Source organism: Mariniluteicoccus flavus, from assembly GCF_054776655.1.
In genome coordinates this window covers 248,716-274,391 of record NZ_BAAHBN010000005.1, presented here as the reverse complement: position 1 = coordinate 274,391, position 25,676 = coordinate 248,716, and the positions used below count along the sequence as shown (strand labels likewise).

Here is a 25,676-nt window from a genome sequence, read left to right as displayed (position 1 = left end):
GACCGACCCGACCGGCGCGCCCGGCAGCGCCCCACCCGACGAACCCCCACCCTTCTAACCCACCGCCGACCAAACCCGACCGCCGAGCCCCACCACCCCACGGTGCTGGGGCCACCGGCATGCCCGCACACGGACGGTGGCGTCCGGGAACATGTTCCGTCCACATGGCACCGGGGCAGAGGACGGCGGCTCCTCGTCTCGCTGGCGCTCGCTCGGAGAACGTGGGTCGACCCAAAGAACGCCGCCCCTCGTCTCGCTCGCTCGCTCGCTCGGAGAACGTGGGACCCCGCTGCCCGCGCGCGCGTCCCCCACCCCACCCCCCGGCGTAGCCTGTCCCGGTGCCCATCACCGCCCTCCCCGTCGATGACCCCGGCTTCCTCGACGCCCTGGCGGCCGCCCTCGACGGCGGGCCAACCCTCGCGCCGCTCCCCACAGACGCCCGCTCCGCCGACGCCGTCCGCGCGATGCTCAACGCCGACCCCGACCCCGACACCCCCCACCCAGACCACTCCCACCACCCCGCCCTCATCGTCGCCACCTCTGGCTCCACCGGCGCCCCCAAGGGCGTACGCCTGTCCGCCCGCGCCGTCATCGCCTCCGCCGAGGCCACCCACCGCCGCCTCGGCGGCGCCGCCGACTGGACCCTCTGCCTCCCCCTCCACTACGTTGCCGGCGCGATGGTCGCCGCCCGCGCGCTGACCGGCGGCACCAGACTCCACACCGCAAAGCCCGACCTCGCCGACCTCGACGTCCCGAGCAGTCCCGCGTACATCTCGCTCGTCCCCACCCAGCTCACCCGCGCCCTGCACGACCACGGCACCACCCGCGCCCTCGCCGCCCACGGCGCCGTCCTGCTGGGCGGCGCCGCGGCCGCGCCCGAACTGCTGGACCGAGCGCGCGCCCAAGGCATCAACGTCGTCACCACCTACGGCATGAGCGAGACCGCCGGCGGCTGCGTCTACGACGGCGTCCCCCTCGACGCCACCACCGTCACCCTCGACCCCGACACGGGTCGGGTCGACCTGACCGGCCCCATGGCCTTCTCCGGCTACCACGGCCGCCCCGACCTGACCACCGCGACCCTGACCGGCCAGACCGTCCACACCCGCGACCGCGGTCGCTGGGACGGCGAGCGCCTCACGATCCTCGGCCGCCTCGACGACGTCGTCGTCACCGGCGGCGTGAACGTCGACCTCGCCGAGCTCGAACGGGCCGTCCAACAGCGATTCCCCCACACCGCCGTCGTCGGTGTCCCCGACCCCGAATGGGGTACGCGGATCGTCGCCGCCGGCCCCATTCCCCTTCCTCTCAAGGATTTCCGCGCACACCTCGACGTCGACGGGCCCGCCCGCCCGCGAGGCCTGCTGCGACTCGATTCGCTTCCTCTGACCTCCAGCGGGAAGATCGACCGCCAGGCGATCGTCGCCGCGTGGCGGTCCGCAGAACGCGACGACAACCCCGCACAGGCGGGAGACAGGGAGACGTGGTGACCAAGGTGTCCGACTGGGTCGAGGGTGCGCGGCCGCGTACGCTCCCCGCCGCCCTCTCGCCCGTCCTCGCCGGCTCCGGCGCCGCCTGGTATGTCGGCGGCTTCCACCTCGGCATGGCGCTCCTGGCCTTCGTCGTCGCCCTGGCGCTGCAGGTGGGCGTGAACTATGCGAACGACTATTCCGACGGCATCCGCGGCACCGACGCCGACCGCGTCGGCCCCATGCGCCTGATCGGCTCGGGGGCCGCGACCCCCGCAGCCGTGAAACGGGCCGCGTTCGCCTGCTTCGGCGTCGCCGCCGCCGCCGGACTCGCCCTCACCATCTGGGCGGGCCAGCTCTGGCTCATCGCTGTCGGCGTCCTGTGCATCCTGGCCGCCTGGTTCTACACCGGCGGCAAGAAGCCGTACGGCTACCTCGGCCTCGGCGAGGTGTTCGTCTTCGTGTTCTTCGGCCTCGTGGCGGTCTGCGGCACCACCTTCGTGATGCTCGACCACGTCACCCTCGCCACCATCTGGTGCGCCTGCGCGATCGGCTTCCTCGCCTGCGCGATCCTCGTGGCCAACAACCTGCGCGACATCGTCGGCGACGTCGACGCCGGGAAGCGTACGCTCGCCACCCGCCTCGGCGACCCCGGTACGCGGGGGTTCTTCTGGCTCCTCCTCCTCGCTGCCGCGTTGAGCGTCGGCGGTGCCGCCATGGCGAGTACGCCGTGGGTCCTGCTCGGCCTGGTGTTCCTGCCGGTGATCATTCCTGCAGCGGCCAGGGTGTTCCGCGGCGCCACCGGACCCGCGCTCATCCCGGTCCTGAAGGCCACCGGCATCGCCGAGCTGGCCTGCGCCGTGGGGCTCTTCGCCGGCTTCGTCCTCGGCTGACGCGCGACTATCCTTGCGCCATGGGCCGCATCCTTCCGATCGTCATCATCGCGCTCCTGACGATCTACTGCGTCGTCGAGGTCGCCCAGGCGTCCCCCGATGAAGTACGCCGCGCCCCGCGCTGGCTCTGGGCCGCGGCCGTCATCCTGTTGCCCGTCATCGGAGCGGTCGGTTGGCTCGTCCTGGGCCGGCCCAATGCCGAGTCGATCGCCGAGGCCGAGCGCGACCGCCACCCGTCCGCGCCCGACGACGACCCCGATTTCCTGCGCCGTCTCTGACGGGCCCGTTGGCCCCCGACGACTACGCTGGCCGGCGAGGCTCCCACCGGGAGCGATGTCGAACCGAAGGATTCCCGCCGATGCACCGACTCGCCGCCGCGGCCTGCGCCGCCGGCCTGACGATGACCCTCGCCGCGTGTGGCGGGGGTGCGAAGCCGGAGCCGATGACCCCGCCGCCTCCGGCCGTCACCGCCCCCGCCTCCCCGGAGGCGCCGGCGACCGAGACGCCCTCGGCGCCCGCCACACCCTCCCCCGCTCCGACCGGAGACGCCCCCGCGAACCCCAACCAGACCCCGCCCGAGAAGCTCGACCAGGCCCTCCTGACCCTCGAGCAGATGCCGGGCTGGAAGGGCGCGGAGGTCGCCGGCGACGACCACGTCGAGACGCTGGTCGACCCCGAGGCCTGCACCCAGCTCCACCACATGACGGTCGGGAAGGTCGCCAGCGACATGGGCGCGACCGTGGGGTTCGACAAGGACGACCTCGCCTTCACGGAGTTCCTCGACGTGGTCGACAAGGGAGCCGACTCGGTCGGCGAGGTGGAGAAACTCGTGGCCCAGTGCCCGAGGTTCACCATGGACGACTCCGGCGAGAAGACGCCCGTGGAGGTCTCCCGCTTCGACGCCCCCGGTCTCGGCGACAGGTCGATCGGCGTGAAGGTCACCCTCACCGGGGAGGGCGCGGCCGACTATTTCATGGTCTTCGCCGGCCACAAGGACGTGCTGATGACCACGTCCCTGCAGGGCGAGTCCCCCTCCGCGGCCCAGGTGAACGACCTCTCGCGTCCGGCGATGGACAAGGTCAAGAAGTCGATCTGACGACCCCGCGCCGACCACGCGACCCCGGGTTGAGATGCTGGGTTCCCGAGATCGCTGCCCGACGAACGGAGACCACATGTCCGACATGGAGACCCTCTATGAGGCCCTGGCCTCCGCCACCGTCCACGACGAGTCCGGCGCCAAGGTCGGGCGCGTGGGCCAGTTGTTCCTCGACGACCAGACCCACAAGCCCAGCTGGGTCACGGTGAAGACCGGCCTGCTCGGCGGCAAGGAGACCTTCGTCCCGCTCGAGGGCCACGACTACCACGACGGCGAGATCCGCGTCCCCTACGGCAAGTCCTTCATCGAGGGCGCGCCCGGCGTCGGCCCCGACGGACACCTGGGCCGCGACGACGAGGACCAGCTGTACGCCTACTACCGCATCGACACCCACGGCGCCGAGGCCCGCGACCAGGCCGACCCTGCCCACGACTTCATCCCGGCGTCCCAGCGCGACACCGACGGCGGCACGTTCAACAACACCGCCGGCCTCCACGAGCCGCGTCCCGGCATCGACGCCGACCGCAGCACCGACCACGAGGGCGGCATCGACAAGCCGGCCGTGCCCGCGGCGCAGGCCATCCCGCCGGAGGTCGGCGCCCACGGCACCCCGCCGCCGCGCCAGGGCGACGGCACGTCGGGGTACGCGGGCCAGGGCATGAGCGGCCAGGGCGCCAGCGGCGTACGCCTGCGCCCCTACCGCAGGGGCTGAGCCCGCTCGGCCCCGTCCTCGGGGTCGTCGCCCTCGCCCAGCCCGCGCGCGGCCAGCGCCTCGCCGGTCGCCTGCGCGTACGCGACGGCCCCCACGACCACGGGCGTGACCTGCGCGAGCACGTTCCGCTCGATCCCTCGCGCCCGCGCGGCGTCGCGCACGTCGGCGAACGAGCCCATCAGGTGGGGCACCGAACGCAGCATCAGCGCCGCCGCGAGTCCCACGCGCTCCGGGTCGACGCCGACCACCCGCAGCGGGCGCACGGCGGCGACCATTGCGTCGAGCAGTGCGGGCGCGGTCGAGGTGAGGGTCAGGATCCTCGAGGCCCACAGGCACAGCACCACGTTGGCGACGATCACCGCGCCCTCGACCCACGTCGCCCACCAGAGCTGGCAGGCGAACAGCACCGCGAGCACGACCACGAGGCCGCGCGGGATCGGGAACGCCGTACGCACCGGCACGCGCGTCGCCAGGAGCAGTAGCGCCACGATTCCCCACAGCACAAGGGAAACCGCGAGCGTACGCGCGACCAGCGGCACCAGCGACACCGCGAGGACGAGCAGCATCTTGGCCCCGACGGGCGACCGGTGCCACACCGAGTCGCCGGGAACGAACAGCCCGAACAGGTCGTGATGGGCGCTCACGCCATCAGCCGTCGATAGTGGTCGATCGCCGCGCCCGGTTCCCCGTCGAACGCGATTCTTCCTTCGTGCACGACGATCGCGCGGTCCGCATCGGCGGCGACGTCGAGGTCGTGGGTGGAGAACACGAGCTGCTGGTCCAGCGCGGCGAACACCTCGCGCAAACGCGCCCGGTTGCGCAGGTCGAGCAGCGTCGTCGGCTCGTCGGCGACGATGATCGACGGCTCGACCGCAAGGACGGCCGTCAGCGCCACCAGCTGGCGTTCGCCGCCCGACAGGTCATAGATCGACTGGCGCGCCACGCCCCCAAGCCCCCGCGATTCCAACAGCGCAAGGGCTTTCCGCTCACGCTCGCGCCGGTCACGGACGGCCCGGCGCAGGGACAGCTCGACGTCCTCCACGGGCGTCGACATCACGAGCTGCGAGAGCGGGTCGGTGAACACGAAGCCCACGCGCCGGCGTACGGCTCGGGTGTCGGTGATCGTGCCCAAGCCGTCGACGGTCACGCGGCCCCGGGTGGGCTGGACCAGCCCGTTGAGCAGCCGCAGGAAGGTCGACTTGCCCGACCCGTTGGCGCCGATGACGACGACCCGGCGCTCGCGGAGCACCAGGTCGATGTCGGCCAGCAGGGTCTTGCGGGTCGGCCGGGGTCCGGCGAGGACCTCCACGTCCACCCCGACCCCTGTGAGGCGGATCTCCGTCACGCGACCCCGGCGGCGCGCACGGGCTCGTCCGCGGACTCGTCCCGGCGTACGCCGCCGAGCAGGAGTGCGGGGAACGCCTTGTGGACGCTCATCGCGACGGCCGCAGCGGCCAGGTTCTTCAGCACGTCACCGATCCAGAATCCCATGTCGACCGTGAACGCCTTCGCGAACGGCAGGTGGGCGTTGACCATCAGCCCGGCGATGCCGAGCGGATGGATGATGATGATGCTTGCGGCAACGCCGGCGACGAACAGGGAGACGTATTTCAGCCCGAACCGGCGCAGCAGCACCACCGCGAGAGCGCCCGCGATCGCTGCAGCGATGGGGAATGCGAGCAGATAGCCGGCCGACGGCTTGGCCAGAACCCCCACGCCCGCGCTGAACTTCGCGAACACCGGGAGCCCGGCGAACCCGACCAGCAGATAGAGCGACGTCGCGAGGAAGCCGCGCAGCGGGCCGAGGCACAGGCCGGCGAGCGCGACGCCGAGCGTCTGCAGCGTGATCGGCACCGGCCCGATGTCGAATCCAGGAACCAGCGACAGCGCGGCGATGAGGGCGGCGAAGACGGCCACGAGGGCGAGGTCGGTGGCCGTGAATCGGCGCGGGCTGGTCATGGGGTTCCTCTCGGTTTGAACACTGTTCAAACCGCAGCATAGCGCCGAACACCGGCCCCCGCGTACGGTTCGGAATTGTCCCGCACCCCACCCATGCGCGACGCTGGCACCAGTCACCCCCGAAACCGCAGGAGACAGTTGGATGCAGGCCCCCAGCGCCGTCGTGATGGTCCGCCCCCACCGCTTCGCCCCCAACCCCTCCACCCTCGTCGACAACACCTTCCAGCGCGAGAGCGACGAGGCGCCGGAAGTCCTGGCGAACCGCGCGTACGCGGAGGTCACCAAGCTGGCCGACACCCTGGAGTCCATCGGCGTACGCGTGCACCTGTTCGAGGACGACACCGACCGTACGCCGGACTCCGTCTTCCCCAACAACTGGTTCTCGACCCACGCGACGGGCGACATCGTCCTGTATCCCATGACCATGGTGAACCGGCGCCTCGAGCGCCGGCCGGAGGTCGTGCTGGAACTGCGGCGTGACTATGTCGTGAACTCGATCGTCGACTATTCGGTGATGGAGGACTCCGACGCCTACCTCGAGGGCACCGGCGCCATGGTGTTCGACCACCCGAACCGCGTGGTCTACGTCTGCCGCTCGAACCGGGCCACCGAGCGCGCGGTGCACACGTTCTGCACCGACTTCCGCTTCGAGCTGGTCATGTTCGACGCGAAGCACGGCGAGGACGCGATCTATCACACCAACGTGATGATGTCGGTCGGCAGCGAGGTCGCCCTGGTCGGATTCGAGGCCATGCCCGACGAGGTCGAGCGCGCAGCGGTGCGCGAAAGCCTCGAGCGGTCGGGCCACGCGATCGTCGAGCTGACCTCGGCCCAGTTGGAGAACTTCGCCGGCAACGCGCTCGAGGTGCAGGGCACCGACGCGCGCCACCTCGTGATGTCGTCCCGCGCGGCGAACAGCCTGACGGCCGACCAGCGGGCGGTGCTGGAGACATACGTCGTGATCACGCCGGTCGACCTCCCGACGATCGAACTCGCCGGTGGCTCGGCGCGCTGCATGATCGCGGGCGTCCACCTGCTGCCTAAGATGCGACCGGAGGTCTGAGCACACTCACGAGAGGGGTCGAGATGGACATCACCGGCAAGGTCTTCGTCGTCACCGGCGGCGCGAACGGCATCGGGCGCGAGGCCGTCCTGGAAATGCTCGCCCGAGGCGCCCGCGTCGCTGCCGTCGACGTGCGCGACGACTCGCTCGCGGCGCTGCAGGCCACTGCCGCCGCCGGCGACCGCCTGTCGGTCCACGCGGTCGACCTGACCGACCGGCGCCAGGTCGCGACACTGCCCGAGGCCGTCGTCGCCGCCCACGGCCAGGTCGACGGCCTGCTCAACGTCGCCGGCATCATCCAGCGCTTCGTCACGTTCGACCACCTGGACTATCCCGAGATCGAGAAGGTGCTCGCGGTGAACCTGTGGGGCGTGCTCACGACCTGCAAGGAATTCCTGCCCCTGTTGAAGGATCGCCCCCAGGCCTGCATCGTCAACGTCTCCAGCATGGGCGGCTTCACCCCCGTCCCCGGCCAGACCATCTATGGCGCCAGCAAGGCGGCGGTCAAGCTCTTCACCGAGGGCCTGTACGCCGAGCTCCGCGGCTCGAACGTCGCCGTGAGCGTCGTGTTCCCCGGCGCGATCGGCACCGACATCGCGAAGAACTCGGGCTCGAACATCGACATGCCGGCCGAGGCCGGGGCGGCCCCGCCGATGACATCGCCGCGCGACGCCGGCGTCCAGCTCGTGAAGGTCGTCGAGCGCGGGCCCTACCACGCGACGATCGGCAAGGACGCCCGCGCGCTCGACGTGCTGTCGCGGCTGGCACCGAGGCGTGCGACGGACCTGATCGCGGAGCGCATGAAGTCACTGCTGCAGTCGCGCTGACCCGCACGCATCCCCGACAGGCCCAGAGGAGAGACCATGCGCATCGTCGTGCTCGGCGCCACCGGACACATCGGCACCTTCCTGGTGCCCCGACTGGTCGAGGGCGGCCACGACGTCGTCGCCGTGAGCCGCGGCCAGCGGGCCCCCTACCGCGACGCGCCCGCCTGGGACCGCGTTCAGCGCGTACACCTCGACCGTGAGGCCGATCCCGACGGCTTTGTCGCCGCCGTGGCCGAACGCCGCCCCGACACGGTCATCGACCTCACCTGTTTCACCCTTCCGCAGGCCCAGGACCTGACGGCGGCCCTGCCCCCCGGCACCCGCTATGTCCAGACGGGCAGCCTGTGGGCGTGGGGTCCGTTGCCCCACGTGCCCGCCGACGAGTCGACGCCGAAGGGCGACGCCGGCGCTCCGGACGACTACGGCCCCCAGAAGGCCGCCATCGAGGACTGGCTGCTGCGCGAGCAGGACCGCGTACGCGCCACCGTGATCCATCCCGGTCACATCTCCGGTCCCGACTGGGCGACGATCAACCCGCAGGGCAATCTCGACCCCGCGGTGTGGGAAGCCCTGCGTCGCGACGGCAGCATCGTTCTCCCCGAGCGCGGGCTCGGCCTCCTCCAGCACGTGCACGCCGACGACGTGGCTGCGCTGCACATGCGCGCGGTCGAGCGACCCGAGGCGATCGGTGAGGCGTTCGTGTCCGTCGCCGAGCGCTCGCTGACGCTCGTGGGGTACGCGGGCCTGGTCGCCCACCGCCACGGCCACGAGCTGAGGCCGGAATTCTTGCCCTGGAACGACTTCGTCGAGCGCGTCGGCCACGACCACGCCGCGGTGACCGAGGACCACATCGCCCACTCGCCGCACTTCTCGACGGCCAAGGGCAGGCGGTTGCTGGGGTTCGAGCCGGCGTACACGATCGAGGAGACGGTGCTCGCACGCCTCTGACCGCCCGGGTGGTGAAGTTGAGCCGCGTAGTCACGGCTCAACTCCGCCACTCGATCGGTCAGTTCTTCCGAACGATTGACCTGCAAGTGACCAAGTGATCTAATCACTTTCAGGAGGTATCCAATGGAGAATGTCTCGTTGGCCGAGCGCGTGTCCCAGGAGATCGCTCGCCACATCAGGTCGGAACAGCTCACGACGGGGAACACCCTGCCGTCTGCCCGACGGCTGGCCGAAACCTATGGAACGACGCTGCCCACGGTGCGCGAAGCGCTGCGGATGCTCGAGTCCACCGGCATGGTCGAGCTGCGCCACGGCTCCGGCACCTACGTCGGGCCATCGGTAGGCAAGCCCTTCCTCGTCAACCCCTACGTCGCCGAGGGCACCATCGAATCGGCCCTCGAACTGACGGAGGCACGCCTCATCATCGAGCCGGAGGTCGCGGCGGTCGCGGCCCGCGAGCGCAGCGACGCAGCGCTGGCGAAGCTCGAGGGAACCCTGGGCAATGCGCTAAACCCCGAGACCGAGGCGTCCGGCTCCCATTTCCACATCGCCCTGGCGGAGGCCACGGGGCAGACCATCCTCACTGAGGTGGTCGACACGATGCTGCGACTCCGCCTCCACGACCGCCACGTGATCCGGGCGACCTATTCCGACCGCGACCGCGACCACGCCGAGCACCGCGACATCCTCGACGCCGTCCGCGACGGCGACGCCAACGCCGCGAGGGCATTGACCGCGGCGCACCTCACCCACATCCGCAACCACCTGCGGCAAGCCAGGAAAGAGGTGCGCTGATGGGGTACGCAGAACTCACCTCACCCGAAGCCGGGGAACTGCAGCAGGCAGGTGCCGTCCTCGTGCTGCCCGTCGGCTCCCTGGAACAGCACGGCCCGGCCCTGCCCCTGTCCACAGACACGATCCGGGCGGAGTCCGTGGCCGAACGCCTGGCGGACCGCTTCGGGGACAGCGAACTCCTGGTCCTGCCCGCCCTGCCCTACGGCGTGTCCCCGCACCACGCACGCCTGCCCGGCACGTTGACACTCTCACCGCAGCTGTTCTGTGAACTCATCATCGAGCTGTGCTGCTCCATGGCCGACACGGGATGGCGCAAACTCTTCGTCATCAACGGTCACGGCGGCAACCAGGCCGCCCTTTCGCTGGCCCAGCAGGAAATGATGAGCAGGCGTCCGGAGTTCCTGTTCGCCTGGTCGCCGGTCACCGGACTGGCCAAGAACTCCATCGGCTCCCTCGACACGACCGAGGTCACCGGCCACTCCGGCGAGGCGGAGACCGCCCAGATGTTGGCGCTCCGCCCCGACCTCGTCCGCACCGACCGCCTCGCGCCGGGCGCCACGACCCTCGCGTCGCTCGACGCCGCTCCCCGCCTGTCGCGCACGTCGCCCCCCTCGCTCGCGGTCACCTTCGACCGCTACCACCCCAGTGGCGTCCTGGGTGATCCCACCACCGCAACACGCGACCAGGGGGAGGCGATCCTGAGCGAGGTCGTCGACACCCTCTCCGGCTATCTGCGCAGCTTCCGCGCCCTCTAGCCCCTCACCCCCGACCTCCACAGCGACCGGCACCATGCCGGCCGCTGATTTCACCACACCCTGAAAGACTGATCATGACAACGCCGTCAACCTCGCGCCACCGGACCGAAAAGAACGAACCAAAAACCGAACCGCGGCTCCCCCCGCTCATCCGCGCCCTCAACGCCGTCGAAGTGGTGGGAAACAAGCTCCCCCACCCATTCTGGTTGTTCTGGATCCTCGCAGGCATCCTCGCGATCACCAGCGCCATCATGGCCGCCCTGGGCGTCCAGGTGATGATGAAGGGAAAGCCCGTCCGCGTACGGAACCTGCTCAGCATCGACGGGCTCCGCATGTCCGTCGACTCGGCCCTCGCCGGCTACCAGGACTTCCCGCCGCTCATCACCATCATGGTCGTCATCATGGGTGTCGCCATCGCCGAGCGCAGCGGCTTCCTGAACTCCTGGATGAAGACCTCCATCTCCCGGGTGCCACCCTCGCTCATCGTGTTCACGGTGGCCTTCATGGGTACCGTTTCGCACGTCGCCTCGGCGGCTGCGTACGTCATCCTGGTTCCCCTCGGCGGCATCGCCTTCCGGGCCGTGGGCCGCTCACCCGTCCTCGGTGTCGTCGTGGCCTACACAGCCATCGCCTCCGGCTATGACGCCAGCCCCATCCCCACCCCCAACGACGCGATCTTCGCCGGGATCACCACGGCAGCAGCGAAACTCGTCAACCCCGAGGCGTACGTCTCCCCGCTCAGCAACTGGTATTTCAACATCGCCTCGTCCTTCCTGCTGGCCGTCGTCATCACGATCGTCACCGAGCTCGTCCTCATGAAGCGCACCAACCTCGGCGCCGACGAGGACGCCGTCCATGACGAGGGCGGCCTGGAGATCTCACCCCAGGAGCGCCGCGGGCTGCGCTGGGCCGGGATCGTGTTCGTCGTGGGCATCATCGCCATCGCCCTCTCGATCATCCCGGGCATCGGGTTCCTGCTGGCGCCGGACGGCGGGCTGAACAAGTCGCCGTTCCTCAAGGGGATCGCCTACATCATCGCCCTGCTGTTCGGGTTCGTGGGCATCGCGTACGGCGTGGGGGCCGGCACCATCAAGAAGTCCGCCGACGTCCCTGCCCTGATGGCCGAGGGCCTGCGCACCATGGCGCCGGTGCTGGTCCTGTTCTTCTCCATCTCGCAGTTCCTGGTGTTTTTCGACTGGACGAACATCGGCGACGTGATGTCGATCAACGCCGCCAGCTCGCTGCGCGGCCTCGGGCTGCCGATCTGGGTGATCTTCCTCATCGTGCTCGCCCTGTTGTCGGTCGTGAACGTCCTGATCACCAGCGGGTCGGCCATGTGGTCGATCATGGCCCCGGTCATCGTCCCGCTGCTCATGCACCTCAGCGTCCCGCCGGACACGGCGCAGGCCCTCTTCCGCATCGCCGACAGCGGATCCACCGCGATCACGCCGATGAGCCCGTACTTCATCATGGCCCTCGGCTTCATGCAGCGCTATCAGAAGAGTGCGGGCATCGGCACCCTCGCCTCCCACACCCTCCCCCTCGCCATCGCCATGACGCTGAGCTGGTCGTTGCTCTTCTTCGCCTGGTGGGGCCTCGGCATCCCGCTCGGCCCCGGCGCCCCCGTCCGCTGATCACCGCGCACCCACCACGACCCCGAAGGAACCACCATGCTCAAGAACGTCGGCACGACCCTCCTCACCGCGTCCCTCCTCGGGGCGGGCCTCAGCGTCGTCCCGGGTCCGGCGCTCGCGACCGCCGCTCCTGCGCGTACGCCTAGCTCCTGTGCCGACTCGCAGGCGCCCGGCACGAGCGAGCGCGAGCACGTCGTCAGCGGCGGACGGGAGCGGAGCTACATCGTCCACCTCCCCGACGCGTACGCGGTCAACCGTGACTGGCCCGTCGTCCTCGTCTTCCACGGGCGGGGCAACAGCGCGGCCACGACGCAGGCCTTCTCCGGGCTGGACAGGCTTCCCGCCATCGTCGTCTATGCCGACGGCGTCGTCGGGACCGGCTCCGGGGACCGGCAGGCCTGGGAGGGGGCGCCCTACTCGGCCTCGGGCGTCGACGACGTCGCCTTCACCCGCGACCTACTTGACGACCTCGCCGCGAACCACTGCGTCGACGAACGACGCGTCTACGCCACCGGCAAGTCCAACGGCGCGGGCTTCGTCGGCATCCTCGCCTGCGAGCTCGCGGACCGCATCGCGGCCGTGGCTCCGGTGGCTGCTGCCAACTATGCGACCGGGCACCCGACCTGCGCCCCGGTCCGACCCGTCCCGCTCATCGCCTTCCACGGGTCCGCCGACGCGACCATCCCGTACGCGGGCGACGCCGACCGCGGGCTCCCCGCGATCCCTGCCTGGGTGAAGGCGTGGGCCGATCGCAACCGGTGCCACCACCGACTGGCGACGCGCGAACTCGCACCCGACGCCACCCAGGACCGCTGGGTCGGCTGCGCCCAAGGGGCGGAGACACGTCTGGTCACGATCACCGGCGGGGGTCACACCTGGCCGGGCGAGGACGCGTACTCCGGCGGCGGCTATGCCAGCCAGAACATCGAAGCAACGGACCTCATGTGGGACTTCCTGGCGAAGCATCGGCTGCACCGCTGAACACTGGTGCCCCCAGTGGGACTCGAACCCACGACCTACGGATTAAAAGTCCGCAGCTCTAACCAACTGAGCTATAGGGGCGGGCCAAGCGTACCGGAGAAACTCAACCACCCCTGAGGCACAATGGACCCAAGGGAAGGGGGCCTCATGGAGTGGCTCGGCGACAACCTCTGGGCGGCGTGGCTGTGCCTCGCGCTCGCGCTCGGCGCGACGGAGATGTTGGCCGTCGACCTCACCCTCCTGATGCTCGCCATCGGCGCGCTCGCCGGCGGCGTGACCGCGGTCTTCCTTCCTGGGCTGATCCTCGCCCAGGTGGTCGTCGCGGTCGCCGTCGCGCTGATCTCGATGTTCGTCCTGCGCCCGCCGCTGCTGGAGCGCGTACGCAACGCCAAGGGCTATCGCAGCTCCGTCGAGCAGCTCGTCGGCAGCGAGGGCCGCGCGCTGCGCGCCATCACGGCCGGGAAGACCGGCGAGGTGATGATCAACGGCGACACCTGGACCGCCCGCGCGTGGGAGCCCGACCTGGAGCTCCGCGAGGGCGAGCCCGTCGAGGTGGTCGAGATCGACGGCGTGACGGCCGTCGTGCGGCCGCTGCCCTGACGGCCCACACCCCAGACCTCCCCAGACGCCCACCACCAAAGGAGAAAACGTGGAGTTCATCCTTCCCATCATCCTCATCGCGTTCGTCGTCGCGGTGTTGATCAGCGCGGTCAAGGTCATCCGCCAACAGCAGGTCGGCCTCGTCGAGCGGCTCGGCAAGTTCCACAAGTCGCTGGAGCCGGGCCTCCACTTCGTGGTGCCGATCATCGACCGCATCTCCTACAAGATGGACATGCGCGAGAACGTCGTCTCGTTCCCGCCGCAGGGCGTCATCACGCAGGACAACCTGATGGTCGGCATCGACTCGGTCATCTACTACCAGATCGTCGACCCCGTACGCGCGGCCTATGAGGCCCAGAACTACGAGGCCGCCATCGAGCAGCTGACGATGACCACGCTCCGCAACATCATCGGCGGCCTCGACCTCGAGCGCACTCTGACCTCTCGTGAGGAGATCAACCAGCAGCTCCGCGTCGTCCTCGACGAGGCCACCGGCAAGTGGGGCATCAAGGTCAACCGCGTCGAGCTGCGCTCGATCGAGCCGCCGGCGACGATCCGCGACGCCATGGAGAAGGGTGCCCGCGCCGAGCGCGACAAGCGCGCGTCGATCCTCATCGCCGAGGGCCAGCGCCAGTCGCAGATCCTGTCCGCCGGCGGTGACCGCGAGTCGGCCATCCTCCGCGCCCAGGGCGAGCGCGAGGCCGCGGTCCTCCGCGCCCAGGCCGACCGCCAGTCCGCGATGCTCCGCGCCGAGGGCGAGGCCCAGGCCATCACCACGGTCTTCGGCGCGATCCACGCTGGCAAGCCCGACCAGTCGCTGCTGTCCTACCAATACATGCAGATGCTGCCGAACCTCGCCCGCGGCGACTCCAACAAGATGTGGATCGTCCCGAGCGAGCTCAACGACGCGCTCAAGGGCCTCGGCCAGTCGGTGACCGACTTCCAGAAGGGCGGTACGCCGGCCGAGACCGTCGACAAGTCGGAGTTCAAGGCCCCGCCGAAGGTCGACGTGTTCGCCGAGATCGAGCAGCAGAAGCAGTCCGACAAGGCCGAGTCGGAGCGTACGGTCGCCGAGGCGATCGAGGAGGCGCAGAAGCTGGAGAACCCGGCGAAGGCGCGCCAGAAGGGCCCCGAGCCCAAGGACCCGCAGCTCCCGGCCGGCGGCCAGCCGGCGTACGGCCAGCCCCAGGGCGATCCGTACGCCGGCCAGCAGCCCTACGGCGACCAGAGCCAGCAGGCGTACGGCCAGCCCCAGGAGGGCCAGTACGCGCCCCAGGCGTACGGCGGCACGCCCTACCAGGGCCCGCCGCAGCAGCACTGGCCCGGCCAGCAGGGCCACGGCCAGCCCCCGCAGGGCCCCGCCTCCGGCGCCTGACCCGTGGAGCCGTGGCAGGTCGGTCTGGTCATCGTGATGACCGTGGGCGTCGGCGTGATCCTCGCCGGCGCCCTCATCGACCGCACCCGCGGCAGGGCCCGTGAACGCGCCCTGAGCGCCCCGCCCGACCGGCCCATCCCTGGGCTCCCTGCCTCGAGCGGCCCCGGGGGCGGGCCGGCGTACGTCGCGGAGCGCGACGCCCGGCGTACGCCCGAGGGGGCCGCCGTCACCGCACTCACCGCCACCGACCGCGTACGCCTGGCCGCGGCAACGCGCACCCACACCCCCGTACGCGCACGCCTCGCCTCCCGCGACTTCCTCACCGACACCGATGCCGGCTGGGCGGTGCTCGACAGCCCCCGCGTCCTGGTGTGCGCGGAACCGGTCGAGACCTACCGCGAGATCCTCGGCGTGGTCGGCGCCCACGACCCGCTGGTGGTCGTCGCGCCCGCCTTCGCCGACGACGTGCGGCGCACGCTCGAGGTGAACCGCGTCCAGCGGCTGCACAGGCTCGCGGCCGTCACCGCCGATGACGGCGCCCGCGTACGCCTCGCTGAGCTGACCGGAGCTCACCCGCTCACGCGGCGTGACCTGCAGTCGGGGTGGACGCCCGATGAGGCGCTCGGGAGCGCCGCGACGTGGGTCGCAGCGACCGATCGGTCGTGGGTGCTCTCAGACGCCCCTTAGCGTCACCCGCCGACAATTCGGGCCCCACTCTCAGGGACTGCTTGAGGCTTTTTTCGCGCGGGGCCGGGAGCCCGGAAAACGCGCCCGCCGCGCGGTGTCACTCATAGCCCAACTCGTGCAGCTTCGCGTCGTCGATGCCGAAGTGGTGGGCGATCTCGTGGACCACGGTGATGTGGACCTCGTCGACCACGTCGTCGTAGGTGTCGCAGATCGCGAGCGTCGGGTTCATGTAGATGAAGATGCGATCCGGGACGACCATCGCGTAGTTCGAATCCCTTTCTGTCAAAGGGATTCCGTCATAGAGACCCAGCAGTTCGGGGTCGTCGGCAGGCGCGTCGAGCTCGATGATGACGATGCAGTTATCGATGAGCGCCACGAGGTCGTCGGGCACGCTGTCGAGGGCGTCGCCGACCAGTTCCTCGAACTCTTCCAGGGTCATCTCCAGAGCCATGGGGCGAACCTATCCGGTCGCCGGAACCCCCCGAATCACCACGCTGTCATTTTCGCCCTGACATCGGCGTGTCGTGTTGCCACTGGTGCTCATGTGACTCCAAGAGATTGTCGAGACGCCTGAGGAAAACCTAAAGTCTCGTGACGTCCGGGGTGGGTGTTTCGGACGCGGTGCTTGAAACCGGGGAAACGTCCACCGGCACCCGCCCCGACGAACAACTCAGCGCCGGACCCCCGTCCGGTGTGGCCAACACGATGGTCCGGGAAGTCCATCGGGGAGGAACAACGTGAACGTCCTGCGCAACGCACGGGCGATGGTCGGCCTCGCTGGCGCCACCGTCCTGCTCACCACCACCGGAATCGCTGCGGCCGTGGCCGTCAGCCAGTCCGCCGCCGCCGACCCCTTCACGGTCGCCGCCAACGGCGGGCTCAACGTGCGCTCGTCGCCGAGCCTCCGGGCCTCGATCATCGGCTCGCTCCCCTCGGGAGCGCGCATCGAGTCGGTCGGGCGCGCCGAGAACGGCTGGATGCCCATCCAGTTCGGCAACCGCACGGGCTGGGTCTCCGACAGTTACGTCAAGGCGCAGGGCCTGGGCGACACCCCCGCGGCGGGCGTCCCTGCGGGGAAGGGCACCGCGTACACCACCGCGGCCCTGAACGTACGCACCGGCGCCGGCATCAGCTTCCGCGTCACCACCGTCCTGCCGAAGGGCGCCCGGGTCACGACGACCGGCGTCAACGCCAACGGCTATTCCCAGATCGTCCACGACGGCGCCGCGCGCTGGGTGTCGACGCAATACCTCTCCGCCTCGGCCGCCGCCCCGGCCGCGCCCGCCGGCCCCGGCCTGCCCGCCATCGTCGGCACCGCCACCGCCACGGCCGAGCTGATGATCCGCACGACCGCCGACGACCGCTTCGAGAAGATCCGGGACGTCCCGCGCGGCACGGTCCTCTCCCTGACCGGCGTGACCCAGAACGGGCGTACGCAGATCGTGTTCGACGGTCAGGTCCGCTGGGTCAACAGCCTCTACCTCTCCGGCTCCAACGTCGTCCCGCGACCGAAGCCCACCACCCCCACCGTAGTCGGCACCAAGTACGCGACCACCGCGCTCATCCTGCGCAGCTCGTCGGCCGACATCTTCACCAGCTTCGGCGACGCCCCGGCTGGCGCCCAGCTGCAGATCACGGGCGTGACCGAGAACGGCCGGGCCCAGATCGTCTACAACGGCGACGTGCGCTGGGTCACCGCGAAATATCTCAGCGACCAGGCCCCGGCCCCCGTGCCCCCGAGCTCGGGCGGCGTGACACTGCCGGGCCTGCGCGCCTCCACGGCGCGGATCCTGGACGCCACCCAGGCCAAATATCCGCAGATCCGCACCTACTACGGCGTACGCCCGGACTCGCTGCCCGACCACCCGTCGGGTCGCGCGCTGGACATCATGATCCCGAGCTACCGCAGCAACGTGGCCCTCGGCGACGACATCGCCCAGTGGCTGAAGGCGAACGCGTCGACCTACAACATCGAATACGTGATCTGGAACCAGCGCATCTGGTCGGTCGCGCGCTCGTCCGAGGGCTGGCGCTACATGGCCGACCGCGGCGGCGACACGGCCAACCACAAGGACCACGTGCACGTGACGGTCAAGAGCTGAGCCACCGCCACCTCTGAGCTGTCGGCCTGAACCGTCGAGTTGGGGTGCCGGACGACACGCCCCTATAGTTGGGCTGTCTTGTCCCCTTCGTCTAGCGGCCCAGGACACCGCCCTTTCAAGGCGGCAGCGCGGGTTCGAATCCCGTAGGGGATACCACCGCCCGGAGCCTCGTCGAGGCTCCGGGCGTTTTCCACAGCTGGGCGCAGTCGCAGGGCCGCCCTCGCCTACACGACCCACCGCGCGCCCCAAGGTGCAGGACGCACCCCGCATGCAGGGTTCGCGGTGCACCCTGGGGTTCGCCCTCGACGTTCCAGGGTTCGCGCTGACCCCGGGAACCTCTAGCCACCACGCACGCTCCGGTGGGACCCTTCTCCCATTAACCGCGTCATCCACTTCGAGATCCACGCCGGCGACGTCGATCGCGCCGTCGCCTTCTATCGCGGCGTCTTCGGCTGGACGGCCGACGACTGGAGCGACCACGCCGGCATGCCCTATTTCGGCATCACCACCGGCGCCGACGGCGAGCCCGGCATCAACGGGGCCATCATGAAGCGGCAGTCCGCCAACATGCCGGTCGGCAGCCCCGTGGCGGGCGCGGTGATCACGCTCGGCACCGACGACTTCGACGCGACCGCCGCGAAGATCGAGGAGGCTGGCGGCACGGTCGCGCTCCCGAAGCATGCGCTTCCCGGCATGGCGTGGCACTATTTCCACGACACCGAGAACAACGTCTTCGGGCTCCACCAGCCGGACCCCAACGCCCGCTAGGCGCCACCACGACTGTGCCCAACACGACACCTCCGGCGTGACCCCAGCCATTGACTGGGGCGCCGGTCAGGCGCACCGTTGAAGGTGACGGGAACCGACGAAGTCCCGTCTAGGATGATCCTCCACCCCGCCACACCGGGCCCCGCTCGAGTGTTCGACGCCGCCCGGCGTCCCAGAACACGAAGGAGACTCCGATGAGCACCGCCACCGGAAGTGTCCACCGTGAGGTCCCCGCCACGGCGCTCGCCAACGAACGCCACGACTCGACCCGGGTGGACACGCGCAACCTCAGGGCCGGCCTCGCCGGCACCCATGACCGACTGACCGACGTCGGCCTGCTCCTGCTCCGCCTGCTCCCGCTCGTGATGTTCTTCCACGGCCTCCACAAGGCCCAGGGGTACGCGGGGTTCGCCAAGACCGTCGCCGCCAATCCGATCGGCGCGGCCGCACCGGACGTCTTCGCGTTCATGGTGGTCGCGGGTCAGCTGGTCCTCCCCGTCCTCGTGGCGATCGGCCTGATGACCCGCCTCACCGCGGGCCTCGAGGGGCTGATGATGCTGTTCATCTGGGGGTTCATGTTCGCCATCAAGGGCCTGGTCGACGCGAAGACCGGCGGCCCCGCCGGCGAGTCCGCGCTGGCGTACGTGTTCATGATGGTCCCGCTGGTGTTCACCGGCGCCGGACGCTATTCCCTCGACCACTGGTGGTCACACCGGAAGGAGGCGGCCCGCTGATGCCCGGGGTGCGCGCGCTCAGCCGCGCGCACCCGCCGTCGGCGACCAGGTGATGACTCCCCGCTGGAAGCGCTGCTCACACCCGCTCGCCGAGCAGGTCTCCGCGCCGAGGGGAGAGCCGAGCCGGCCGTGCTCATAGCCGGACGAGTCCCAGTGGTCGCCGATGGCCCCCCACACCGGATGGGCGCCGGTGGCGGGCGAGAAATAGACGCGGCTGTCTGTGAACCGCTGCCAGCAGCCGCCGCCGACCAGGCCGCACATCTCGCCGGTCTGCGGATAGCCCAGCCGCCCGTTCTCCCAGCCCAGGTCGCGCCAGCGGTCCTGGACGAGGCCGCGGCTGAACTGGGCGCCGGTCGCCGGCGACCAGTGGATCTTGCCGCCACCCTCGAATCCCTGCCAGCAGCCGCCGTCGCGCAGTCCACAGTTCTCGTCGGTCGTGGGATAGCCGAGGAATCCGCGCTCCCAGTCGAGGGAGGCCCAGCGGTCCTGGACGGACCCGCGACTGAAGTGGGCCCCGGTCGCCGGCGACCAGTGGATCTTGCCGCCGGCGAACTGCTGCCAGCAGCCGCCGTCCCGCAGGCCGCAGAACTGTTCCCCGGCGGCCGGTCCCAGGGTCCCCGTCTCGCCACCGAGCCGCAGCCATTCCTGCCGGATCGGCCCCTCCGGCACGGCGTTGGGCGTCACCTCGACGCGGAAGCCGCGCTGCTCGAGCGGACCGAGGTCGGAGGCGTACGCGCTGCCGGCGCTCGTGCCGCTGGCGGTCAGGATGCCCATGGCCCGGGACCCCGCCATCACCGGCGCGCCGGAGTCGCCGACCATCGCCTGCAGGCCGAAGCCGAAGCCGTTCACCCAGCGTCGCTGGTCGCCGCCCTGCACATAGGTGCCGCCGACGCTCGTCACCGTGGCGCACCGCCACTCCTGGGTCGTCGCTCCGGCGACGCAGACCTGCGCGCCGACGACCGGGCGCACCGACCCCGTCACCTTCAGCGGGCTGCCCGTGAACGTCGCCACCTCCGGCAACAGGTCAGTCGCCATTCCCTTCCACAGCGAGAGATCCGTGCCGTCACCCGCGGTGTTGGCCGCGTTGCCGGGGCCCCCGAACTGGGCCATCTCCAGCGTGCCTAGCGAGATCGTCTCGTGGGGCAGGGCGTACGCCCGGTTGAGCCGTCCGTCGAGGGTGCAGTGCCCCGCGGAGACCATGCGCTGGGAGCCGTCGGGGGCGAGCACGGCGAGGCCGGTCGTGCATCGCGCACCTCCCGCAGGATCGTTGTGGGCAACGAAACCCTCGCCCGCGCGCACCGGCCCGGCCTGCGGCGTCATCAGCTCACGGGACACGACCGACGCCCCGTGGCGACGGGCGAAGTCGCCGGGAGCGGCGCCCCGCGGTCCGGCCTTGGCCGGGTCGCCCGCCACCGTCAGCGTCACCACTCCGTCCGCCGCGATCTCGCACCCCACAAGGCGATCCGCGCCGACCTGCTCGCCGAAGGCGCGCAGCAACGTGGGCACGTCCACCGTCGTCGACGGCGCGCGCAACTCCGCCCCCGCGGCGCGCGCGGCCTGCGCGACAGGCTCACCCGAGCCCCACACGACCACGCGATCGCCGTCCAGGGAGACATTGCGGAAGCCGGGAAGACCGGCCAGCTGGTCGGACAGTCGTCCGGCGATCGCGGCGCGCTCGCCGCGGGCCGCGTACGCCTCGGGGGTGACGCCGAGGTCGCGCACGACAGCCTGGCGCACCTGCTCCGGAAGGGGTTCCTCGGCGTGGGCGGCGGCCGTCCAGCCGAGCAGGGCCGCGCCTGCGGCGACCACCATGCCGGCAACCCTGACGGCACCGATCGCAGGAATCCCTGTCTGGGTAGATATCGCGGTCCTCATTTCGCCCTCGCGACGCCCAGCGGCGCCGTGGTCGTCCAGCCGGGGAACACCTCGGCGGTCTTCGTGTTCAACAGGCGCTTCGCCACGACCTCGGCGAGGACGGTGCGATAGTCCGTGGTGATCGGCACGTCCCCCTGCACGAGGTTTCCGGCCGCCAGGGACGGCTGGGTGCCATAGACGCCCCCGTTGATCCCGCCGCCCATGACCCACAGCGTGTTCACGTGGCCATGGTCGAGACCGAGGTCACCGTTCTGCGCGACGCGGCGCCCGAACTCGCTCATCATCACCACCGTCGTGCTGTTCCACAGCGTCCCGAGGTCGGCGGCGAAGGCGGCGACGCCCTCGCTGAGTGTCGTGGCCATGCGGGAATACCAGTCGGTGGCGACCTCGGCCCGGCCCAGGCCGCGGTGCATGTCCCAGTCGTTGAGGTCGATCGTCACCGCCTCGAGCCCGACACCCGCCTTCGCCATCTGGGCCACGTCGCGGAGCCCCCTGGCGAAGTCGTTGTCCTTGTACGCCGCCCCGTTCGCGGGGGCGTACGCCACCTCGCGCTGGGCGGCCAACTCGTTGATGGCCGACACGAGCAGCCGCGACTGCTCGACAGCGATGCCGCCGGCGTTCGCGTACAGGGCGCTCAGCGACCCCACCATGCGGGGCCGCAGGGCACCCCAGGAATAGATGTCGAACTCCTTGAGGCCCGACATGGCGAGCGTGTCGAACGCCGTGGTGGTCAGCGAGAGCGCGACCTGGCCGCCGACGCTGATGGCGCGGAACGTGCCGTGCTGGGCCGACGACGTGGCCAGGTGACGGCCCACCCACCCCGAGCGCTGGCTGGCGGGTGCGGCCAGCTCGCAGGAGATCTGGTCCTCGAAGTGCGACCGGGTGAGCGCACGGTTGCCCGCACCGACGACCACCGCCACCTGGCGACGGTCCCACAGCGGCTTGAGGGCGGAGAAGTTCTTGTTCATGCCGAAGGCGCCGTTGAGCGCGAACGTCTGCTCGGGCCGGACACCGATGTCGGGCCGCGCGGCGTAATAGGCTGGATCCCCCACCGGCACGACCGCCGACAGCCCGTCGAAACCGCCGCGCAGGAACACCACGACGAGCAGGTCGCGGTTGCCGGGCGTCGAGGCGAACGACATCCGCGGCGCGGTGTGCGGCATCAACATCGCGCCCAGACCGACACCGCCCGCCGCGAGGACGCTGCGCCGTTTGATGTGGCGCGGCCCGTCGGCCACGTGGTCGACCTCGCTGACCTGCGGGACCCGCCGCGTACGCGCCAGCTCGACCGCGGCGTCGACGGTGACGGGGCGGGCTCCGCGCTCGTCGTGGGCCATCAGGAAGTCGCGACCCTCGATGTGGTGGTGCATCGGGGTGATGACGTCGTCGTGCAGCGGCAGGTCGTGCCGCGGGTCATGGACGGGTCGGTGCATGGGGGTGCCTCAGCGCATCTGGAAGTAGGGACTGGACAGGATCAGGCGGATCGCGTGCGGCAGCGTCTGGTTCATCTCGGTCGTCACCGTCGCCCTCGGGGGCGCGGCATCGCGACCCCAGCTGTAGAGCATCGGGCCGACCGGGAGGAGGTCACGCTCGGCCCACTGCCAGCCCGTCAGCTCGAGCGTGAGTCGGCGTACGGCGTCGGCCACCTTCTCGCCGACCCGCAGCGGGAACGTCTGCGACAGCGGCGGGATCTTGATCTCGTCGTTCCACGCCCCCGCGATCGCTTCGGCCGCATTCCACGTGCCGCGCAGGATGTTGGTGGTGACCCACGCGTCGGCGGTGTCGGGGAAGCCGTCGACGAAGGGCCAGCTGCGGGGCTGGTGGTAGCCGAGCCCCAGCAGCCACAGCTGATGGTTCATCGTGCCCCAGGGCTCGGCCCGAGGATCCTTGAGCGGCACGAGGTCCGCAGGCTTCACCGCGCGCAGCATGCCGTTCATGGCCTCCTGCGGGCGGCGCCACTTCTGGCCGACGGACGCCGCGAACTCGGGCGAGGCGAACAGCTCCCGCAACACCGGTGCGATCCGGGTGTCGTTGGCGAGGTAGGTCGCGGCGAGCCGGTCGACCAGCGCCGCGGGCGGCACGTCGGCGACGAACCGGCGCGCCAGCCGGGTGGCCAGACGCTTCGCCGTCGCGCGGTGGCGGGCGAGATGGGTCACATAGCGCGCGAGCAGCGCCTCGCCCTGGGCGGCGTCGGCGTTCGCGTCGGAGAAGTCCATGACGCGAAGGGCGCCGACGTGGTGGTCCCACGGCCGATAGCGGTACGCGAGGCTCTGCCATTCGTAGCCGTGGCCGGTCAGCAGGAGCGTGCTCTGGCGGACGTCGGCCTCGGTGTAGTTGCCGACCCCGACCGTGTGCAGCTCGAGGAGCTCGCGCCCGAGGTTCTCGTTGGGGTTGTCCTTCGAGTTGGCGTCGTTGTCGAGATAGACGAGCAGGGCGGGATGGCGGACGGCCGCGAGCAGGAGGTCGGCGTACCGGCCCAGGGCGTGGCGCCGCAGCACCGTGTGGTTGTAGTGGGCCACATAGGACTCGGATTTCCCCTGGGCCGCGACATAGACCTGGTCGGACCAGAACTCCGTCATCGACTCCAACAGGTGCCGGTTGCCGAACACCTGGCGCAGGATCGTGGCCCTCACCAGCGCCGGGGCGGCCTCCCAGGGGCGCTCAGTCGTGTACGCGCGCACCTGCGCTCCCGTCTCGGCAGTCACGACGGAGTAGTGCTTGGCGATCATCGCCTCGACGCGGGCGTCGGCGATGGCGCCGGGGACAGCTGGTCCTCGACCCACGCCCGGGGGCCGCGTTGGGCGATCTGGGCCGCCAGCTCCGCGGTGGGCGCGAGGCTGGCGCGCCGCGCGAGGTGTCAGGCCGGAGTGGTGTTCTTCGGCAGTCGGTCGATCGCGGCCGCCCCTGGCGCCGCGGACGCCGGACGGTCGCTGAGCGCGACGGCGGCCACGCCGACGGCCAGGCCGGCCAGGGCGCGTCGACCCAGACCGAGGCCAGCCGCAGGATCCACAGGAAGGGGGGTGGGTTTTGTTGACATGTCGACCTCCGGTCAGAGCATAACCGAGTGGTCACCTCCGGCCAAGAGAAGCCGCCCAACCGGGCGCATTTCGATTTTGCGCCTCTGGGACGTTGCGCTACAGTTCTCGGGCTGGCGGAAGTCAGCTTGGGCCCGGATCTTCCGGATTCCTGGCCCCGTAGCGCAGTTGGTTAGCGCGCCGCCCTGTCACGGCGGAGGTCGCGGGTTCGAGTCCCGTCGGGGTCGCGAGAGCGGTGATGCGAAATGCATCGCCGCTTTTGCAGTAGCACGGCCAGGTAGCTCAGTTGGTAGCAGCGTTCGCCTGAAAAGTGAAAGGTCGCCGGTTCGAACCCGGCCCTGGCCACCACCACTCCCCCTCCCATGATCCCCCTGCTAGACAGGGATCCATGGTCGAGACCCACCGCAAGACCGATCCCACGATGCCGCCGGCGTTCTTCGCCGCCGAGGCCGCCTCGCTGCGCTGGCTGGCCGAGGCGACGGCCTGTCCCGTCGCCGCGGTGGTCGAGGTGGGCGCCGACCACCTCACCCTCGCTCGCCTGTCACCGTCTGCGCCGACGGCCGAGGACGCGGAGAGGTTCGGGCACGACCTCGCCCAGCTGCACGCGGCCGGTGCCCCGGGCTGGGGCGCGGGCCCGCCCGGCATCGAGCGCGCGTGGCTCGGGACACTCGAGCAGCAGAACGCGGTCGAGCCGACCTGGGGCCGGTTCTACGCCGAGCATCGCGTGCGGCCGTACGCGCGGGCCGCCCGCGACACGGGCGCGATCGACGCCGACGGGACGGCGGTCCTCGACCGGCTGTGCGACCGGCTGGCCGCCGGCGACTTCGACGACGGCTCCGCCCCGGCGCGGCTGCACGGCGACCTCTGGTCGGGCAACGTGATCACCGTCGCTGGCGGGTGGACGCTCATCGACCCCGCCGCCCACGGCGGCCACCGCCTCACCGACCTCGCGATGCTCGCGCTGTTCGGCAACCCCCACCTGGAGCGGACGATGGCCGCGTACGCGGAGGCGTACGCGCTGGCGGACGGCTGGCTGGACCTGGTCGCGCTGCACCAGGTGCACCCGCTCGTGGTGCACGCGGCGCTGTTCGGCGGGGGCTACGGCCGGCAGGCAGTGGAGGCGGCGCGGAGGTTCGGGTGACTTCGACTCCTTCGTCGCTCAGTCAACGTTCATTGAGCGACGCAGGAGTCGAAGCGCTCACTGAGCGACGCAGGAGTCGAAGCGCTCACTGAGCGACGCAGGAGTCGAAGCGCTCACTGAGCGACGCAGGAGTCGAAGCGCTCGCTGAGCGACGCAGGAGTCGAAGCGCTCGCTGAGCGACGCAGGAGTCGAAGCGCTCGCTGAGCGACGCAGGAGTCGAAGCGTCC

Annotated in this window: 26 protein-coding genes, 4 tRNA genes and 1 pseudogene; 22 read left to right on the top strand and 9 right to left on the bottom strand. The window is 70.6% G+C overall.

Annotated elements, in window-relative coordinates; genetic code table 11:
• The first annotated feature begins 338 nt into the window (after positions 1–338).
• From ACYVAG_RS10940 to ACYVAG_RS10920, 5 genes are all read left to right on the top strand, one after another.
• Entirely contained in the window at positions 339–1,490 is a 1,152-nt protein-coding gene (locus tag ACYVAG_RS10940; protein ID WP_460769610.1) for an AMP-binding protein, read from the top strand.
• Positions 1,487–2,362: a 1,4-dihydroxy-2-naphthoate polyprenyltransferase gene (locus ACYVAG_RS10935; protein ID WP_460769609.1), complete on the top strand. Its 876-nt coding sequence runs from the start codon at positions 1,487–1,489 to the stop codon at positions 2,360–2,362. The genes ACYVAG_RS10940 and ACYVAG_RS10935 overlap by 4 nt, the downstream gene beginning before the upstream one ends.
• A 20-nt stretch (positions 2,363–2,382) precedes the next feature.
• The gene (locus ACYVAG_RS10930) at positions 2,383–2,640 is read left to right on the top strand and encodes a PLD nuclease N-terminal domain-containing protein (RefSeq protein ID WP_460769607.1); all 258 of its coding nucleotides are present in this window, start codon (positions 2,383–2,385) and stop codon (positions 2,638–2,640) included.
• 80 nt (positions 2,641–2,720) lie between these two features.
• Positions 2,721–3,458, top strand: a complete 738-nt coding sequence (locus ACYVAG_RS10925) for a hypothetical protein (protein ID WP_460769605.1) — start codon at positions 2,721–2,723, stop codon at positions 3,456–3,458.
• A gap of 76 nt (positions 3,459–3,534) precedes the next feature.
• A complete protein-coding gene (locus ACYVAG_RS10920) occupies positions 3,535–4,170 on the top strand; it encodes a PRC-barrel domain-containing protein (protein WP_460769603.1) in 636 nt (211 codons plus the stop codon).
• Here ACYVAG_RS10920 and ACYVAG_RS10915 read toward each other — a convergent pair.
• From ACYVAG_RS10915 to ACYVAG_RS10905, 3 genes are read right to left on the bottom strand one after another with little or no spacing between them, the layout of a single operon-like run.
• A complete protein-coding gene (locus tag ACYVAG_RS10915) occupies positions 4,155–4,814 on the bottom strand; it encodes an energy-coupling factor transporter transmembrane component T family protein (RefSeq protein ID WP_460769601.1) in 660 nt (219 codons plus the stop codon). The genes ACYVAG_RS10920 and ACYVAG_RS10915 overlap by 16 nt on opposite strands.
• Positions 4,811–5,515, bottom strand: coding sequence for an energy-coupling factor ABC transporter ATP-binding protein (locus ACYVAG_RS10910; protein WP_460769600.1), 705 nt, complete (start codon positions 5,513–5,515; stop codon positions 4,811–4,813). The genes ACYVAG_RS10915 and ACYVAG_RS10910 overlap by 4 nt, the downstream gene beginning before the upstream one ends.
• Entirely contained in the window at positions 5,512–6,129 is a 618-nt protein-coding gene (locus ACYVAG_RS10905; protein ID WP_460769598.1) for a biotin transporter BioY, read from the bottom strand. The genes ACYVAG_RS10910 and ACYVAG_RS10905 overlap by 4 nt, the downstream gene beginning before the upstream one ends.
• 142 nt (positions 6,130–6,271) lie before the next feature.
• Here ACYVAG_RS10905 and ctlX point away from each other — a divergent pair, with 142 nt between their 5' ends.
• The 7 genes from ctlX (at position 6,272) to ACYVAG_RS10870 (ending at position 13,132) form a co-directional block, all read left to right on the top strand.
• Positions 6,272–7,192 carry a citrulline utilization hydrolase CtlX gene (ctlX, locus tag ACYVAG_RS10900; RefSeq protein WP_460769596.1) on the top strand — a complete coding sequence of 307 codons (921 nt, stop codon included), beginning with the start codon at positions 6,272–6,274 and terminating at the stop codon, positions 7,190–7,192.
• Between the two features lie 23 nt (positions 7,193–7,215).
• Positions 7,216–8,019 (top strand): SDR family NAD(P)-dependent oxidoreductase, encoded by an 804-nt coding sequence (locus tag ACYVAG_RS10895; protein WP_460769594.1) that lies wholly within the window; start codon positions 7,216–7,218, stop codon positions 8,017–8,019.
• Between the two features lie 36 nt (positions 8,020–8,055).
• A complete protein-coding gene (locus ACYVAG_RS10890; RefSeq protein WP_460769592.1) occupies positions 8,056–8,967 on the top strand; it encodes an NAD-dependent epimerase/dehydratase family protein in 912 nt (303 codons plus the stop codon).
• A 123-nt stretch (positions 8,968–9,090) separates the two neighbouring features.
• The gene (locus ACYVAG_RS10885) at positions 9,091–9,762 is read left to right on the top strand and encodes a FadR/GntR family transcriptional regulator (RefSeq protein ID WP_460769591.1); all 672 of its coding nucleotides are present in this window, start codon (positions 9,091–9,093) and stop codon (positions 9,760–9,762) included.
• Positions 9,762–10,517 carry a creatininase family protein gene (locus tag ACYVAG_RS10880; protein ID WP_460769589.1) on the top strand — a complete coding sequence of 252 codons (756 nt, stop codon included), beginning with the start codon at positions 9,762–9,764 and terminating at the stop codon, positions 10,515–10,517. Before ACYVAG_RS10885 ends, ACYVAG_RS10880 begins: the two co-directional genes overlap by 1 nt.
• Before the next feature lie 206 nt (positions 10,518–10,723).
• A complete protein-coding gene (locus ACYVAG_RS10875; protein ID WP_460769587.1) occupies positions 10,724–12,151 on the top strand; it encodes an AbgT family transporter in 1,428 nt (475 codons plus the stop codon).
• Positions 12,152–12,187: 36 nt separating this feature from the next.
• The gene (locus tag ACYVAG_RS10870; protein ID WP_460769585.1) at positions 12,188–13,132 is read left to right on the top strand and encodes a CE1 family esterase; all 945 of its coding nucleotides are present in this window, start codon (positions 12,188–12,190) and stop codon (positions 13,130–13,132) included.
• A 4-nt stretch (positions 13,133–13,136) separates the two neighbouring features.
• On the opposite strand, the gene ACYVAG_RS10865 is transcribed toward ACYVAG_RS10870, so the two are convergent.
• Positions 13,137–13,213: transfer RNA gene (locus ACYVAG_RS10865), tRNA-Lys, on the bottom strand.
• A 66-nt stretch (positions 13,214–13,279) separates the two neighbouring features.
• On the opposite strand from ACYVAG_RS10865, the gene ACYVAG_RS10860 reads away from it, so the two are divergent.
• The 3 genes and pseudogenes from ACYVAG_RS10860 (at position 13,280) to ACYVAG_RS10850 (ending at position 15,794) form a co-directional block, all read left to right on the top strand.
• Positions 13,280–13,732 carry an NfeD family protein gene (locus ACYVAG_RS10860; protein ID WP_460769583.1) on the top strand — a complete coding sequence of 151 codons (453 nt, stop codon included), beginning with the start codon at positions 13,280–13,282 and terminating at the stop codon, positions 13,730–13,732.
• A 49-nt stretch (positions 13,733–13,781) separates the two neighbouring features.
• Positions 13,782–14,840 (top strand): annotated as a pseudogene (locus tag ACYVAG_RS10855) (SPFH domain-containing protein); the annotation flags it as partial.
• A gap of 270 nt (positions 14,841–15,110) precedes the next feature.
• A complete protein-coding gene (locus tag ACYVAG_RS10850; RefSeq protein WP_460769582.1) occupies positions 15,111–15,794 on the top strand; it encodes a hypothetical protein in 684 nt (227 codons plus the stop codon).
• Between the two features lie 97 nt (positions 15,795–15,891).
• Here ACYVAG_RS10850 and ACYVAG_RS10845 read toward each other — a convergent pair whose 3' ends face one another.
• Positions 15,892–16,245: a metallopeptidase family protein gene (locus ACYVAG_RS10845; protein WP_460769580.1), complete on the bottom strand. Its 354-nt coding sequence runs from the start codon at positions 16,243–16,245 to the stop codon at positions 15,892–15,894.
• A gap of 286 nt (positions 16,246–16,531) precedes the next feature.
• Between ACYVAG_RS10845 and ACYVAG_RS10840 the strand changes: the two genes are divergently transcribed.
• The 4 genes from ACYVAG_RS10840 (at position 16,532) to ACYVAG_RS10825 (ending at position 19,398) form a co-directional block, all read left to right on the top strand.
• Positions 16,532–17,896, top strand: coding sequence for an SH3 domain-containing protein (locus tag ACYVAG_RS10840; RefSeq protein ID WP_460769579.1), 1,365 nt, complete (start codon positions 16,532–16,534; stop codon positions 17,894–17,896).
• 80 nt (positions 17,897–17,976) lie between these two features.
• Positions 17,977–18,052, top strand: a tRNA-Glu gene (locus ACYVAG_RS10835).
• 219 nt (positions 18,053–18,271) lie between these two features.
• Complete coding sequence (locus ACYVAG_RS10830) at positions 18,272–18,664, top strand: VOC family protein (RefSeq protein WP_460769624.1); 393 nt, start codon at positions 18,272–18,274, stop codon at positions 18,662–18,664.
• A 194-nt stretch (positions 18,665–18,858) separates the two neighbouring features.
• Positions 18,859–19,398, top strand: coding sequence for a DoxX family protein (locus ACYVAG_RS10825; protein ID WP_460769578.1), 540 nt, complete (start codon positions 18,859–18,861; stop codon positions 19,396–19,398).
• Positions 19,399–19,416: 18 nt separating this feature from the next.
• On the opposite strand, the gene ACYVAG_RS10820 is transcribed toward ACYVAG_RS10825, so the two are convergent.
• From ACYVAG_RS10820 to ACYVAG_RS10805, 4 genes are all read right to left on the bottom strand, one after another.
• Entirely contained in the window at positions 19,417–21,210 is a 1,794-nt protein-coding gene (locus ACYVAG_RS10820) for a hypothetical protein (RefSeq protein WP_460769576.1), read from the bottom strand.
• 59 nt (positions 21,211–21,269) lie between these two features.
• Entirely contained in the window at positions 21,270–22,706 is a 1,437-nt protein-coding gene (locus ACYVAG_RS10815) for a DUF1501 domain-containing protein (RefSeq protein ID WP_460769574.1), read from the bottom strand.
• A gap of 9 nt (positions 22,707–22,715) precedes the next feature.
• Positions 22,716–24,056 (bottom strand): DUF1800 domain-containing protein, encoded by a 1,341-nt coding sequence (locus ACYVAG_RS10810; RefSeq protein WP_460769572.1) that lies wholly within the window; start codon positions 24,054–24,056, stop codon positions 22,716–22,718.
• A gap of 74 nt (positions 24,057–24,130) precedes the next feature.
• Positions 24,131–24,310 carry a hypothetical protein gene (locus ACYVAG_RS10805; protein ID WP_460769570.1) on the bottom strand — a complete coding sequence of 60 codons (180 nt, stop codon included), beginning with the start codon at positions 24,308–24,310 and terminating at the stop codon, positions 24,131–24,133.
• 151 nt (positions 24,311–24,461) lie between these two features.
• Here ACYVAG_RS10805 and ACYVAG_RS10800 point away from each other — a divergent pair.
• The 3 genes from ACYVAG_RS10800 to ACYVAG_RS10790 all read left to right on the top strand — a co-directional run bounded on the left by ACYVAG_RS10800 (position 24,462) and on the right by ACYVAG_RS10790 (position 25,449).
• Positions 24,462–24,535: transfer RNA gene (locus ACYVAG_RS10800), tRNA-Asp, on the top strand.
• A 44-nt stretch (positions 24,536–24,579) separates the two neighbouring features.
• Positions 24,580–24,656: transfer RNA gene (locus ACYVAG_RS10795), tRNA-Phe, on the top strand.
• Positions 24,657–24,696: 40 nt separating this feature from the next.
• Entirely contained in the window at positions 24,697–25,449 is a 753-nt protein-coding gene (locus tag ACYVAG_RS10790; protein ID WP_460769568.1) for a fructosamine kinase family protein, read from the top strand.
• Positions 25,450–25,676: the final 227 nt, after the last annotated feature.

Bases quoted from the DNA above. Each gene is read 5' to 3' on its own strand.
- ACYVAG_RS10930 (WP_460769607.1), top strand. From the start codon at position 2,383: ATGGGCCGCATCCTTCCGATCGTCATCATCGCGCTCCTGACGATCTAC.
- ACYVAG_RS10925 (WP_460769605.1), top strand. From the start codon at position 2,721: ATGCACCGACTCGCCGCCGCGGCCTGCGCCGCCGGCCTGACGATGACC.
- ACYVAG_RS10920 (WP_460769603.1), top strand. From the start codon at position 3,535: ATGTCCGACATGGAGACCCTCTATGAGGCCCTGGCCTCCGCCACCGTC.
- ACYVAG_RS10905 (WP_460769598.1), bottom strand. From the start codon at position 6,129: ATGACCAGCCCGCGCCGATTCACGGCCACCGACCTCGCCCTCGTGGCC.
- ctlX (WP_460769596.1), top strand. From the start codon at position 6,272: ATGCAGGCCCCCAGCGCCGTCGTGATGGTCCGCCCCCACCGCTTCGCC.
- ACYVAG_RS10895 (WP_460769594.1), top strand. From the start codon at position 7,216: ATGGACATCACCGGCAAGGTCTTCGTCGTCACCGGCGGCGCGAACGGC.
- ACYVAG_RS10890 (WP_460769592.1), top strand. From the start codon at position 8,056: ATGCGCATCGTCGTGCTCGGCGCCACCGGACACATCGGCACCTTCCTG.
- ACYVAG_RS10885 (WP_460769591.1), top strand. From the start codon at position 9,091: ATGGAGAATGTCTCGTTGGCCGAGCGCGTGTCCCAGGAGATCGCTCGC.
- ACYVAG_RS10880 (WP_460769589.1), top strand. From the start codon at position 9,762: ATGGGGTACGCAGAACTCACCTCACCCGAAGCCGGGGAACTGCAGCAG.
- ACYVAG_RS10870 (WP_460769585.1), top strand. From the start codon at position 12,188: ATGCTCAAGAACGTCGGCACGACCCTCCTCACCGCGTCCCTCCTCGGG.
- ACYVAG_RS10860 (WP_460769583.1), top strand. From the start codon at position 13,280: ATGGAGTGGCTCGGCGACAACCTCTGGGCGGCGTGGCTGTGCCTCGCG.
- ACYVAG_RS10845 (WP_460769580.1), bottom strand. From the start codon at position 16,245: ATGGCTCTGGAGATGACCCTGGAAGAGTTCGAGGAACTGGTCGGCGAC.
- ACYVAG_RS10825 (WP_460769578.1), top strand. From the start codon at position 18,859: ATGAGCACCGCCACCGGAAGTGTCCACCGTGAGGTCCCCGCCACGGCG.
- ACYVAG_RS10820 (WP_460769576.1), bottom strand. From the start codon at position 21,210: ATGGTGGTCGCCGCAGGCGCGGCCCTGCTCGGCTGGACGGCCGCCGCC.
- ACYVAG_RS10815 (WP_460769574.1), bottom strand. From the start codon at position 22,706: ATGCACCGACCCGTCCATGACCCGCGGCACGACCTGCCGCTGCACGAC.
- ACYVAG_RS10805 (WP_460769570.1), bottom strand. From the start codon at position 24,310: ATGTCAACAAAACCCACCCCCCTTCCTGTGGATCCTGCGGCTGGCCTC.
- ACYVAG_RS10790 (WP_460769568.1), top strand. From the start codon at position 24,697: ATGGTCGAGACCCACCGCAAGACCGATCCCACGATGCCGCCGGCGTTC.